At 31.0% G+C, this 14,370-nt stretch carries 8 protein-coding genes; 5 read left to right on the forward strand and 3 right to left on the reverse strand.

Annotation, left to right across the window (positions count from 1 at the left end; all coding sequences use genetic code 11):
* Positions 1-11: 11 nt before the first annotated feature.
* Positions 12-1,862, forward strand: coding sequence for a metallophosphoesterase (locus D3P13_RS11080; RefSeq protein ID WP_117882361.1), 1,851 nt, complete (start codon positions 12-14; stop codon positions 1,860-1,862).
* Between the two features lie 45 nt (positions 1,863-1,907).
* The gene (locus tag D3P13_RS11085) at positions 1,908-5,951 is read left to right on the forward strand and encodes a two-component regulator propeller domain-containing protein (RefSeq protein WP_117882363.1); all 4,044 of its coding nucleotides are present in this window, start codon (positions 1,908-1,910) and stop codon (positions 5,949-5,951) included.
* Positions 5,952-6,074: 123 nt separating this feature from the next.
* Here D3P13_RS11085 and D3P13_RS11090 read toward each other — a convergent pair whose 3' ends face one another.
* From D3P13_RS11090 to rhaD, 3 genes are all read right to left on the reverse strand, one after another.
* The gene (locus D3P13_RS11090; RefSeq protein ID WP_157972897.1) at positions 6,075-7,385 is read right to left on the reverse strand and encodes an FGGY family carbohydrate kinase; all 1,311 of its coding nucleotides are present in this window, start codon (positions 7,383-7,385) and stop codon (positions 6,075-6,077) included.
* A gap of 154 nt (positions 7,386-7,539) precedes the next feature.
* A complete protein-coding gene (locus D3P13_RS11095; RefSeq protein ID WP_198680018.1) occupies positions 7,540-9,324 on the reverse strand; it encodes an L-fucose isomerase in 1,785 nt (594 codons plus the stop codon).
* Positions 9,325-9,344: 20 nt separating this feature from the next.
* Entirely contained in the window at positions 9,345-10,139 is a 795-nt protein-coding gene (gene rhaD / locus D3P13_RS11100; protein WP_117882368.1) for a rhamnulose-1-phosphate aldolase, read from the reverse strand.
* A gap of 100 nt (positions 10,140-10,239) precedes the next feature.
* On the opposite strand from rhaD, the gene D3P13_RS11105 reads away from it, so the two are divergent.
* The 3 genes from D3P13_RS11105 (at position 10,240) to fucP (ending at position 14,284) form a co-directional block, all read left to right on the forward strand.
* Positions 10,240-11,139 (forward strand): AraC family transcriptional regulator, encoded by a 900-nt coding sequence (locus D3P13_RS11105; protein WP_117882370.1) that lies wholly within the window; start codon positions 10,240-10,242, stop codon positions 11,137-11,139.
* Positions 11,140-11,440: 301 nt separating this feature from the next.
* Complete coding sequence (aldA, locus tag D3P13_RS11110) at positions 11,441-12,880, forward strand: aldehyde dehydrogenase (RefSeq protein WP_117882373.1); 1,440 nt, start codon at positions 11,441-11,443, stop codon at positions 12,878-12,880.
* A 105-nt stretch (positions 12,881-12,985) separates the two neighbouring features.
* A complete protein-coding gene (fucP, locus tag D3P13_RS11115) occupies positions 12,986-14,284 on the forward strand; it encodes an L-fucose:H+ symporter permease (protein ID WP_117882374.1) in 1,299 nt (432 codons plus the stop codon).
* Positions 14,285-14,370: the final 86 nt, after the last annotated feature.

Genomic DNA, 14,370 nt, shown 5'->3' on the forward strand with positions numbered 1-14,370 from the left:
AATTGAATTTAATGTTAAAATTTTCACCTCTGTTCTTCTTATTATTACTTGCATTTTCATGCAAGAAAGACAATGAGGTTTCCAATAATAATAATATTCAAATTGCTTTTTTAAGTGATGTTCATTTACAAGATATTTATGGTGAATTTTCAGACACAGATTATAAAGGTGTATTAAATCCCAAAACAAATAAATATACTTTAGCAAGAACGATGCAATCACAGTTGCAATCTACACGATTATTTAACGAAAATTATTTTGCCTTTTTAGCAGCTTTAGACGATGTGGTTAAAAAAAATGTGAAATATGTAGTTTTACCCGGCGATTTCAGTGATGATGGACAAGCCATAAATATAAGAGGCTTAAAACATATACTAAACAAGTATACTAAAAATCATGGTATTCAATTTATCATAACTACAGGTAATCACGATCCTGTTCGTCCCTTTTATCAAGATGCTGGCAAACGAGATTTCTTAGGAGAACATGGTAAAAAACAACCCATTTTTAGTACTTCAGAAATTTATACCAAAAGAGATTCTAGTGCATTACCTGTGGTAATTACAAAAGATATTGCAAAATTAGGTTACAAAGAAATACTTACGGAACTAAAAGATTTTGGTTTTTACCCTAAATCTTCAGATGTCTATTGGGAAACACCATTTACTAATTATCTTTATAAAGATTATACTTTTGAAAATGCCTTAAAAATATCGTCTTTAAGCAAAAGAAACTACATTGTTTCTGCCACTAACAATACCATTCCAGATGTTAGTTACCTCGTAGAACCTGCAGATGATTTATGGTTTTTAGCAATAGATGCCAACGTGTATGTACCTATACATAACATTTCAGAAACGTCTAAAAACCCTAAAGATTACAGTAACGCAAGTGTAGGGTACAACCACGTTTTGACCCATAAAAAACACTTATTTAAATGGCTTCAATCAGTAACTGAACGTGCCGAAAAATTGGGTAAAACACTAATCGTATTTAGTCATTATCCTACCATTGATTTTAATGATGATGCCTCAACAGAAATAAAGGAATTATTTGGTAAAGACAAGATGCAAATGCATCGACTTCCCGATGAGTCTGTTGCCGATTTCTTTATTAAAGCGGGTATAAAAGTTCATTTTGGTGGACATATGCATATCAATGATACTGGGTATAGAAGCACAAATTTAGGTAGTTTAATAAATATTCAAATCCCATCCCTAGCAGCTTATGTACCCGCTTATAAATTACTTACAATTAAAGATAAAAACGTTTATGAAATTGAGACAATTGTAATTGATAGTGTGCCCAATTTTACATCTTTATTTCCTCTATATGAAGCCGAATTTGAACATTTAAAAAGTGAAGCAGAGAATACGATTTGGAATAAAAACATTTTAAATACTACTACCTATAAGGACTTTACTGAATTTCATTTAAAAGAATTGGTTAGACTCCGATTTTTAATAAAGGATTGGCCTCTTGAATTTAGAGAATTGTTGATCAATTCGTCAGGGAAAAAATTACTGCAATTTGGTTTTAAAGATGACGTCAGTTATAATAACTTTAAGCGAGAAATGACTGCAAAAAATATTGACATTGAATCATATGAAAAATGGAATGGATTAGACATGATTCATGACTTTTATAAAATAAAAAATGCTGATGAATTGGCATTTACTGATATTGACAAAAATCGGTTAGAAGCTTATAAAATTGTCTGCAATCAATTAAAAAATTCTGACAATCCACAATTAAAATTATGGGCACAACTATTTTTAAAAATGTGTCAAGGAGAACCTTCAAATCACTTCCAAATAAATTTAGATTCAAATACTATAAAACGGTTAAAAACCTTATATTAGTTTCAAAGTATATATTCAATTTAAGTGGAAAATTTTTTAAACTTTATGAAGAGATTTTTATTCGTTTTTATACTTGCTATCTGTACTCAAAGTGGTGCTCAAGATTTAAAATTTGAACATTACAATGATAATGATGGTCTCTCTCATAATTCAGTAAGGCATATTGTTCAAGATGGTAAAGGCTTTTTATGGCTGGGTACATTTTCAGGCTTAAATAGATTTGACGGTTATGAATTTAAGACCTATTTAAGTAACTCAAACACCAAAAATGAATTATATAATGATGATATAACAGTTCTAAAACTTGATGAGGAATCCAATAATTTATGGATTGGCACTAGAAAAGGGTTAACCCGATTAGAACTAGAAACGCAAACATTCACTACATTTTTACCAGATATAAATAACCCAGGCACTTTTCCTGATGAAGAGATTCGTTCGGTATATGTAGATGAATTTAAAAGAATTTGGGTAGGAACCAAAAGTGCAGGTTTATTTCTATTCTTTCCTGACGAAAATAGGTTTGAAAAAGTTGAATTACCGGGATATAATTATATTAAAGAAATATTTGAGGATAAAAATGGTAATATTTGGGTAGGTTCCTATGATACCGCATCAATTGCCAAGTTAAAATTAAATAGTACTGGTGAAATTACAGAAGTAAACAATTACACCTTATCAATTCCCAATTCATTTGCTATAAACCCCTATATTAATTTTATATATGAGGATGATAAATCTGATATTTTTGTTGGAACTCGTGAAGGACTTTATAAGCACAATAAAGAAACAAATACTTTTGATAATTTATATATTAACAATAACAAGATAAGAGATAATTTAGGTCCTTATTTTCTTTCAGTAGCTCGTGCTCCTGATGGTAGATATTGGGTTGGTACTTTAGGTGGTTTGTTAGTTTGTAATCAATTGGAAGATATTGCAAAAGGAGATTTTCAATGGCACTATTCTAAATTATCAGACAGTACTTCATTAGTTGATAATTTAATATCTGCACTTTATTTTGATAGTTCTGGCATGTTATGGATTGGTACTGAAGATGGTTTAGATAAATATGATCCATTTGAAAATCAGTTTAAAATTAATAAAGACATCTCTAAATATATTAATAATCAAGCTCCTAGAATTCGTGGATTTACAAAAACTTTCGATGATAGAATTATAGTAGCAACGCGACATCACGGTCTATTTATATCTAAAGAGAATACTTTTATTCCATTATATAATGACAATATTGAAATAGCCAGTATTTTTTCTACTAATGGAAAAATATTTTATTGTGGTCTGTGGAATGGTAAAGTTTTGGTTTACGATTATTTAAAAAATTCTTCTAAAATTATTGATATTGGTTTTAAATATTCGGCTGTTCTTAGTTTTGTTGAATTTGATGATAATAGTTTAGTTGTATGTTCCTTTGGTGAAGGTGCTATTATTATAAATAGTAAAACATTAAAACCATCAGCAAACTGGGACCATCTATTAAAAAACTATGAAATCAATAAAGTAGCGATAGACACTGATAAAAATTTATGGTTTGCTACAGAAAATGGTATAATTAAGTACGATTATAGACTAAAATCTATTGAGTCATTTATGCAAGAACCTAATTCTACTGCTGGTCTACCGCATAATAACGTAAGTGCAATTATTATAGATGATAAAGGTAAAATTTGGGCTTCTACTCGTTTAGGTTTAAGTATTTATAATAAAAGTAAAAATAGCTTTATAAAAGTTAATGAACCCAATGAAATTACCGACAAGTGGATTACTGATTTTTTGATTGATTCGCAAAGTAATTTATGGTTAAACATGAATAATAACACTATTGCAAAATTTAATACTAAAAATAATACCGCTAATATTTATCATGTAAATAGTGGAAATAGATTGGATGTTTTTAGCTCTAGTGGATTTTATAATTTTAATTATTCTAAAATATTCCTTGGAGGAAAGAATGGGGTTATTAATTTTTCCCCATCCAAAATGCAAGAAAACAAATGGTCTCCTACACCAATAATAACTGATTTTAAAGTTCAGAATGAAGAAATATTACCTGGACATAAAATTAACGGTCAAGTACCATTTCAAACAGATATCAATTATGGTAAAAGTATTGAACTAAACTATAGTAATCGAAATTTTTCAATACAATTTTCAGTACCTTCATTCACAAATGAACGACTTAATAAGTTTCAATATAAATTAGAAGGATTTGATAAAGATTGGATTGAAACTACTAGTAATTCTAGAACTGTACAATACACTAATTTATACTCAAACAATTATATTTTTAAGGTAAGAGCTAGTAATAGCGATGGTAAATGGAGTGAAACATCGTCGTACAATATAAATATTCTACCATCATTTTGGTTTAGCTACAAAGGCATAACTCTCTTACTGTCAGCACTTTTTTTAATGTTATATTTTGGACGGAAACAAATTAAGTCCCGCTTAAAATTAAAGCAAGAATTGTTGTTAGAAAAAGTAATGCGAGAGCGTGACGAAAAATTAAATAATGAAAAATTACGTTTTTTTACTAATATTTCACATGAATTAAGAACCCCTTTAACATTAATTTTGGGTCCAGTAAAACAGCTTCTCGATCAAGAAGGTGCAAGTAGCTATGCCAAAAGTAGAGTCGATTTAATTTATAAAAATGCCAACAGATTACTACGTCTTGTAAATCAAATTTTAGATTTTAGAAGAGCTGAAACTGGTGAGTTAAAGCTCAAGGTCACTAAAACTGAAATTTTATCGAAAACTAATGATATCTTTAATTCCTTTCTTGAACTTTCTGAATCTAAAAATATAAACTTTAACTTAAATATTGAAGATGAAGTTGGCGAATGCTGGATAGATATGGATAAGTACACTAAAATTCTATACAACCTGCTTTCCAACGCAATGAAATTTACCAATAATTATGGTAATGTAGATTTGTTTTTGGGTATTACCGAAGACAAAAAAACCTTAATTATAGAAGTAAGCGATGATGGGATTGGAATACCTGTTGAAAGTCATGAAAAAGTTTTTTCTCGATTTTATCAAGCTAAAAATAGTAAAGAAAATACTACAGGAACTGGTATTGGATTGTCTCTGGTACAAGCTCTTGTAGAAATTCATAAGGGTGAAATCCAATTAGAAAGCACACCTGGGTCTGGCAGTATTTTCACAATTAAACTCCCTGTTTATAAAGAAGCTTATGAAAATGATGAAATATATAATTTTATTCCAACGGGTGTAGAAATTGAGAAACCTATTACAATTAAATTAGCTTTGTTGAGCGATATTGATGTAAAACAAATTAAAACAAATACTGATATTAAGCATAAAATATTAATAATAGATGACAACCTAGAATTAAGAAAGTATGTTGCTGAATATCTGTCAAGTTTTTATAAAGTTTATCAAGCAGAAAATGGAAAAGAGGGGTTAGAAGTTTGTAGAAAAATTAAACCCGTACTTTGTGTTGTAGATGTAATGATGCCGATTATGGATGGATTTCAGTTTGTTGAAGAGTTAAAAAATGATGAAAATATCAGCCATACTGCAGTTGTTTTATTAACGGCATTGGCAGAAAATGAAAATAGAATAAAAGGCTATAAAATTGGTGTTGATGGATACTTGGTAAAACCATTTGACCCTTCGCTATTAAAAACACGTATTGATAATATTATCGGTATACATTTTAATCTAAAACAAAAATTTTCTGGCGATGTGGAGACAGATGTTATTACATTGGCTCACTCTCAAATTGACATTGAGCTGATCTCAAAAATAAAGGTTTTGGTTGAACAAAACATGAGTAATACAGGACTAACTTCAGGGTTTCTATGTAATGAACTTGCAATGAGTTCATCAAAGCTTTATCGTAAAATAAAACAATTAACCGACTTATCACCCAATGAATTTATTAGAACAATTCGATTAAAAAAATCAGCAGTTTTATTAAAAACTAAAAATCACAATGTTTCTGAAGTTGCTAATATGGTAGGTTTTAATGATCCTTTATACTTTAGTCGATGCTTTAAAAAGCAGTTCGGCCACTCCCCTAGCAAACTGATAAAGTAAAAAATTTATTAACGTTTTTGAATACCTAATTCTATTTGAGTATAATATGTTTAGTGTGTACATATCAATAGCTAGAACATATTAACATCGAAACAATTCTAATGCCGAATGGTGTTCTTTTTTTTATAAATAATTTTTCATTAATAATGCAGCACCTAAGGCACTTTCATTTTTAACATCTGACATTTTAATAGTTACAGACGGTTTTAGTAAAGATAAAAACTCAACAAAAACCTTATTTCTATTAAAACCTCCAGAAATATAAACCGTAGTAATTTTAGCATCTTTATCTGTAATCAAATCAATTCCTAAAATTACTTTTTTACAGATTTCGTACACTAATTGATAATAAGCCGATTCATAAGAAGGAAATTTATTTAAAATCTCATGATGTGCTTCAAAATCAGTATCAATACCTTCAGACAAGAATACAGTTGCATTCTCATCAATTAATTCATTGCATAGTGCATTACTTAAAACAAGATCCAAGTGAGTATTCAAATCTACTTTAAAGTAATCGCTTAATTCTTTTAAATATACTTCATGAATGCGACCCAAAAATTGCATAGACGATTTTACTTGCTGCTTTTCTGGAGTCATAAAACACAAACAATTATTTTTCAATTGCTCTTGTGTCAAGGTTTCTTTACTAAACGGATTCATGGCAATAATCCAAGTTCCTGTAGACAATAACACAAAGTCATTCCCTTTTTCTTTTGCCAGTATTGGAATAATTGATGAAGAACTATCATGTAAACCAGTACCCACTGCTATATTTTCGCCATTAATAACAGCCATTACAGCTTCGTTACCTTTACATGGTTCTGGTAAATTTATATTTTCATCTTTTAACCAGCTGTGGTATTGCATGTTATCAAAATCCCATGTAGCTGTATGAGCACCCACTGAAGTAAAATCAGCAGTTATTTTTTTAGTAAATAAGTAACTTAAATATTGAGGATAATGTAGAATAGCGTCTACCTGATTCCAAATTCTTGGTTTGTTCGCTTTAATCGATAACATTTGAATGCCAGTATTTAACATTCCATAGGCAGGTGATGCTGTTTTACGTGAAAACTCATCAACGCCACCATTCGTTTTATAAAGGTTCTTAAAATCGTCTAAATTTAACGGTTTTAAATAATTGTATAAAGGAGTAATTCGCTTCCCTTCTTTATTTAAAAACAGTAACGATGCACCGTGGGTGGTAAAATTAATAGCCTTAATTTTAAAATTACCCGTCTCTTGTATTGTTTTAATTTGATTCTGAATCCAATTTTCAATGGCCTCAATATCATCACAAGGAAAACCATCATCGTCCTTAATTTCTTCAAATTTCTTGGAATTATTAAAAACAACATTAAATTTTTCATCAAATAAAAATAGCTTCTTATTTGTTTTTCCAATATCTATAATTGCAATTACTTTCTTCACTGTTTTATATTGAAATTTGTACTTAAAAAGGTTTTCCATTTGATTATGATGAAAAATCAAATGAAAAACCAATTCTAATTATAAAAAGAGTATAGTAATCCTAACTCAAACACTTATGAATGACTTCTTTTTATAATAAACTTAACTCAACTTTTTATTTGAATCCGTATAAAGGACCATAATTGTCACACGCTCTATAATCAGCTCCTTCTAATTCCTCTCCAAAACCAGACCATGCACTTGGTCTAAACACATCATTTTCATCTACATTATGCATGTTTACGGGAATACGCAACATAGAGGCCAATGCTATTAAATCGGCTCCTATATGCCCATGAGAAATGGCTCCGTGGTTTGCTCCCCATTTTGCCATTACGGTATAAACATCTTTAAAAAACCCTTTACCTGTGGTTCTTGGTACAAACCATGTTGTTGGCCATGTTGGGTTTGTTCTTTCATCTAAAATATAGTGAACATCTTCTGGTAATTCAACACTCCATCCTTCTGCAATTTGTAAAACAGGTCCTATTCCTTTTATCAAGTTTAATCTACACATGGTAATAGGCATGCTCCCTTTTGTTTTAAATTGAGATGAAAAACCACCTCCTCTAAAATATTCAAAAATAGCCGCTGGCCATTTTGTATTATCTAAGCATTTTTGAACTTCCTCCTCAGAAATATCCCAGAAAGGCTTCATGGTTGGATTTCCTTCAGCATCTGATTGTTGTGCTGTGGCATCTAACGTTGTAGATCCTGAATTAATTAAGTGGATAATTCCATTCTCTGCTATTCCAGTTAACTTTTTACCAGTTACACGCTCAACAGATTCTGGACTCCAATAAGTACGTACATCTGAGAACAACTGTGCCTTATTTGTCAATAAATGACCAAATAACATAGAAATTGCGTTTAAACAATCATTTTCTGTGGCAAAAGTATAGGCTTGTCGAATACCATTCCAGTCAAAAGATGAGTTTAGAATAGATTCTGTAAAATCGGCATTTGGCTGATAATCTGTCCATTGACGTTGCCCTTGGAATCCACCCATTATAGCATTTCTTCCTTTAGACTCTTCACCAAATCCCATTTCTTTTAATTTGGGGTTTCCATTCATTAGATCTTTACAGATCAACGTCATTTTAACAACTTTTTCCCAATCTTTCTCTTTTTCTTCAGCAGATTTTTGAGTTTCGACACTGTTGTAATCTTTTCCTTCAATACAGTTTTTCTTTGTCCACGCTAAGGCTTTCTTGAATTCTTCTTGATCATAAATACCCTTATCAATTCGTCTTAAAAGCTCTACTGATTCTACAAATTCTGCTCTAACGCCTAAATAGTCTTGTAAAAAATTTACATCTACCATAGAACCGGCAATCCCCATAGAACTATATCCTATAGACAAATACGATTTTCCTTTCATTTGGGCTACTGCCAAAGCACCTTTTACAAAACGTAAAATCTTTTCCGAAACATCGTGAGGAATCGTTTGATCACCTTCATCTTGAACTTCTTTTCCATAAATTCCAAAAGCTGGCAATCCTTTTTGAGAATATCCCGCTAAGGCTGCTGCTAAGTATACCGCTCCTGGTCTTTCCGTACCGTTGAACCCCCAAACTGCTTTGGGTGTCAATGGGTCTGTATCCATAACTTCTGTTCCATAACACCAACAAGGCGTTACTGTTAATGAAACCTCTACCCCTTCTCTTTTAAATTTATCTGCACAAGCTGCTGCATCAGCAACTCCTCCAATAGTAGTATCTGCAATAACACATTCTACTTTTTCTCCACTAGGAAAACGCAACGTTTCTTCAATTAATTTGGCTGCTGCTTTCGCCATATCCATACATTGAACCTCTAAAGATTCTCTAACTCCTAATTCACGCCCATCAATTACAGGGCGTATGCCTACTTTTGGTAGTCTACCTATTAATCTACTCATGATTTATAATGCTTTTTTTATTAAACAAATTGTTCTAATTCTTTTAACTGTGCGTTAGATAAACCCGCTGGTTTAAAACCTGCTGACCAACACATCATTAATAACTTAGCCCCTTTATTGGCTACATCTAGAAAATCCCATGCCTTCATTACATCAGGAGCGGTAGCAGTTGCACCGTGCTTTTCCCATAGAGAAATATTTCTTGTTTTAAAAGCATCAATGGTCACTTTAGCTAAATCTGCGGTACTAGACAAGGCATAAGGCGTACAATGAATTCCTTTTGGAACAAATACCTTAACCTCAGGACACATCATCCATATTTGTCTATTCAATTCTTCTTCATTATCAAATAGTTCATGATGACTCATGCAAATCAATTCTAAAGGATGTGTGTGAACAACTGCTAAATTTTCTGGATGATTTATTGAATTAAATAAATGAATACTAGCATGCGATATCAATTCACAAGTAGGTCCAAAATTTTCTCTTTTACCTCCCCAAATTATAGAATATGCAGTTGCATCTTCATTTATATATAATATACAAGAAACTTCTTCTAAACGATCTACCAAATCTCTCAAATAACACCCCGTACCAGTTATATAAATAACAAAACCTGCCGTTCCTTTTGGAAAATCAAAAGGTACTTCTTCACCTAAACCTTGAACATCTTCTTTATTAAAAAAGGAAGTTAAGTTTATCGATATATTTCCAGCGTTTCTTTCTGCCCATTCTCTTTGCCATAAATATCCAGCTACTGTGGATACTTTTTGTAATTCATTCTCTACTTCAATTGGAAGTTTTAAAGTTTTCATAATATGTATCTTATTTTATAGTACAAAAATACTCTCAAATCAAGTTCATTCAGATATTTAAAATCCGTATTTTTGTGTCTAATTCAAACATTATACCTTAATGAAGTTGGTTAAAAATATTGAATTAGGTGATCCATCATCTAACAAACAAAATTTTATAGACTTAAAATTAAAGTTGCTATGTTGCAGGTATTGGTTATTAGACCTGTGGGATTGTCACGATATGGTCTTCCCATTTTGGAGACTATATTGGAATAAAAACCAAGGAGGACAATTGATTCATCATGATAACACTTATGATATGGATCCTGATTACCTGTATATTATACCTCCATTTACATCATTCTCTTCGCGTTTTACAAAAAAACATATTTACAATTCCGGAATACATGTATCTGGAAGACAATTTAATAGCAATTACGAAGAAAAAGATTATGAAGAGAATTATTTAATTCATTTTTTTATTCATTTTAATCTAGGCATTCCTTTTGACAATGTATATCCTGGAATTCTAAAAATAGAATTAACAGATTATCTAAAAAACAGATTAACTTATTTAACCGAAAGACTAAAAATTGAAAATAAAGATTTTAAACTCACCTTCAATCTAAAACTACAAGCTTTTATAAAGGAGTCTTTAACTAGTATAGGTCCTGAGTTGTGGAAAACGATCAACATTGATGATCGCGTCTTAAAAGTGATCCGTTTTATTGAAATAAATATTGAAAAAAAATTAAGCAATCCAGACTTGGCTTCTTTAACAAATATGGCTCCAAATTCCTTTGGAAGATTATTTAAACAAGAAATGACGATTACATTACACCGTTTTATTCAAAACAGAAAAATAGCAAAGGCATGTGATATATTTGAACATACCAATAAAACAATTGAAGATGTTGCCTTTAGCCTTGGTTTTTCAGATCGATATCACTTTTCGAGAGTTTTTAAATTAGTTACAGGTCTCACTCCTGCTAATTATAAATCTGGAAAATATACCTAATTCATTTTATAAAATACTGATAAACGGGGTGTTGATAGAAAAAAATCAATGTGAATCAATTCCTATTAATATACACTAAAAAGTAATTTTTAGGATTCTATTATTTTATGTTTAAATTGTACATATTATTGATTAATACAGATAAACACTACGCTAGTTAAATAAATTATGTTTGCTTATATAGTAATAAAGTTTATTTTTAATTAATTTTCTTTTGACACTATTTAAACACAAAAGAAAATAATCTTATTATTTGACTTTCAATTAATTTTAATTTAACTAATCTTAAATAACAGAAAAAATGAAAGAATTTAAGCAATTCATAAATGGAAAATTTGTAAAATCTACTTCGTCAGAAATGATAAAAATTTTAAACCCTTGTACAGAAGAAGTGATCTCTCTCGTACCAACGGGTTCCGTTTCAGATGCTAATGAAGCACTTGATGCTGCAAAAAATGCTCAGCATGCATGGAAATCTCTTACAGCCATAGAAAGAGCTGGTTATTTAAATAAAATGGCAACTGTAATTCGTGAAAATCGAGTTTTTCTGGCAGAAACATTGGCTTCAGAGCAAGCCAAAGTTATGGGGTTAGCACAAGTAGAAATTGATGTGACCGCTGACTATTTTGACTATAATGCGGGTTGGGCAAGAAGAATTGAAGGTGAAATTATTCAAAGTGATCGTAAAAAAGAACATATATTTCTTCATAAAGCTCCAATAGGTGTTGCTGTTGGTATACTGCCTTGGAATTTCCCATTTTTTGTAATGGCCAGAAAAATAGCTCCATCTTTAGTTACTGGAAATACGTGTATAATTAATCCTAGTTCTGTTGCACCTAATACGGTGATGGAATTTGCTCAATTAATAGAGAAAGTTGGTATACCTGCTGGAGTTTTAAACTTTGTTTGTGGTAAAGGAAGTATTGTGGGTAATGCACTTTCAAAAAGTCCAATTACTGGTATCATCAGCTTAACTGGTAGTGTTGGTGCTGGTCAAAAAGTTATGGAAGCAGCTTCCATAAATATAACAAAAGTTTCTTTAGAATTAGGGGGTAAAGCACCAGCTATAGTATGTGCAGATGCTGATATCGATTTGGCTGTAAAAGCTGTAGTTGACTCTAGAATCATATTTAGTGGACAAGTTTGTAATTGTGCTGAGCGTGCTTATGTAGAAGCTTCTATTTATGATGAATTTATGGATAAAGTGACAAAAAGAATGTCTGCTTTAAAAGTAGAAGATGCTTTTTCTGAAAACAATCCTGATATGAGTAGTATGGTTTCTAAAGACCAAATTGATAAAGTTGAGGAAATGGTTGAATTCGCTAAAAAAGAAGGAGCCGAAGTTCTTGTTGGTGGTAAACGATCTGCACGATTTGATAAAGGCTATTTTTACCAGCCTACATTGTTAACCAATGTAACTCAAAATATGCAAATTATACAAGAAGAAGTTTTTGGCCCCGTTTTACCTGTAATGAAGTTTGGAGATTTAGATGAAGCTATAGCACTTGCAAATGATTGTGAATTTGGATTAACATCATCTATCTTTTCAGAAAATTATAATAAAGTAATGTATGCGTGTGATGAATTAGAATTTGGCGAGACTTATGTAAATAGAGAACATTTTGAAGCAATACAAGGTTTTCATGCAGGCTGGAAAAAATCTGGTTTAGGTGGTGCCGATGGAAAACATGGTATGGAAGAGTACTTGCAAACTAAAGTAATTTACGCTCAGTACCGTTAGAATATTTAATAAATAACAATAAAGCACTGTTAATTTTTAGATAGTATATATCTTAACATTGATAGTGCTTTTTTATACTTTAGTATTAACATTAACAAGGTTACAATGACTGACTCAAAAAAAATACCCGTAGTGTCTAAAGAGATGCTCATACCTTTTATAGTAATTACTTCTTTATTTGCTCTTTGGGGTTTTGCCAATGATATTACTAACCCTATGGTTGCGGCCTTTGCTACAGTTATGGAAATATCCACAGCCAAAGCTGCTTTAGTGCAATTTGCTTTTTATGGTGGTTATGCCACTATGGCTATACCTGCCGCTCTTTTCGTCAGAAAATACAGTTATAAAAAAGGAATTATTTTGGGTTTAATACTTTACGCAATTGGGGCTTTATTATTTTATCCAGCAGCTCAGTTTGAAATATTTGGTTACTTTTTGGTTTCATTATATATTTTAACTTTTGGATTAGCTTTTCTTGAAACTACTGCAAATCCCTTTATACTTTCAATGGGTGATGAACGCACCGCGACAAGACGTTTAAATCTTGCTCAAGCCTTTAATCCGATAGGGTCACTTTTCGGAATGTTTGTAGCTTCAAAATTTATACTTGTTGCTCTAGATTCTGATAAAAGAAATGAAGCTGGAGAGTTAATTTTTAGCACTTTAGATGAAGCTCAAAAAGCAATTATAAGAACTCACGATTTATCTATAATCAGAAACCCTTATGTAATTCTTGGTTTTGTTGTTATTGCTATGTTAATAGTTATTGCAATAACTAAAATGCCTAAAAGGAAAAAAAATGAAAATCAATCTAGTGCTTTATCATCATTTAAAAGACTATTTAAAAATGGAAAATACAAAGAAGGAGTCTTAGCCCAATTGTTTTATGTTGCTGCTCAAATTATGTGTTGGACATTTATCATTCAATATGCTGGTAACTTAGGTATACCAAAAGCAGAAGCCCAAAATTATAATATTGTAGCCATGACTATATTTTTACTTAGTCGTTTTATAAGTACTTTTTTAATGAAGTACGTGAATTCAAGAAAGCTCTTGATGATTTTCGCTCTTTGTGCAATGGCTACCATTTCTGGAGTTATTTTAATTGAGGGTATTGTTGGTTTATATTTATTAGTTGCCACCTCTGCATTTATGTCCTTGATGTTCCCTACTATTTATGGTATTGCACTTACAGGTCTAAAAGAAGAAGATACTGCCTTAGGAGCGGCTGGTTTGGTTATGGCTATTGTAGGTGGAGCTTTAATGCCAATTTTACAAGGATCTATTATTGATATGAAAACGGTTGGTCCTTTTTCTGGTGTAAACTTTTCATTTATACTACCCTTCGTATGTTTCTGTTTTATAGCACTTTACGGATACAGGACATTAAAGGTTCATAATTAATACGTTTTATAATAATAATAATAATAATAATAGCATAACTATTGTTTCAAATACAAACTTTAGTTATGCTTCTTTATAAGAGCACT

Origin of the sequence: Aureibaculum luteum, assembly GCF_003449015.1 — a bacterium.
Taxonomy (GTDB): domain Bacteria; phylum Bacteroidota; class Bacteroidia; order Flavobacteriales; family Flavobacteriaceae; genus Aureibaculum; species Aureibaculum luteum.

What these genes read in the sequence shown, in the direction of transcription:
- D3P13_RS11080 (WP_117882361.1), top strand. Translation starts at nt 12, where the DNA reads ATGTTAAAATTTTCACCTCTGTTCTTCTTATTATTACTTGCATTTTCA.
- D3P13_RS11085 (WP_117882363.1), top strand. Translation starts at nt 1,908, where the DNA reads ATGAAGAGATTTTTATTCGTTTTTATACTTGCTATCTGTACTCAAAGT.
- D3P13_RS11095 (WP_198680018.1), bottom strand. Translation starts at nt 9,324, where the DNA reads ATGAGTAGATTAATAGGTAGACTACCAAAAGTAGGCATACGCCCTGTA.
- rhaD (WP_117882368.1), bottom strand. Translation starts at nt 10,139, where the DNA reads ATGAAAACTTTAAAACTTCCAATTGAAGTAGAGAATGAATTACAAAAA.
- D3P13_RS11105 (WP_117882370.1), top strand. Translation starts at nt 10,240, where the DNA reads ATGAAGTTGGTTAAAAATATTGAATTAGGTGATCCATCATCTAACAAA.
- aldA (WP_117882373.1), top strand. Translation starts at nt 11,441, where the DNA reads ATGAAAGAATTTAAGCAATTCATAAATGGAAAATTTGTAAAATCTACT.
- fucP (WP_117882374.1), top strand. Translation starts at nt 12,986, where the DNA reads ATGACTGACTCAAAAAAAATACCCGTAGTGTCTAAAGAGATGCTCATA.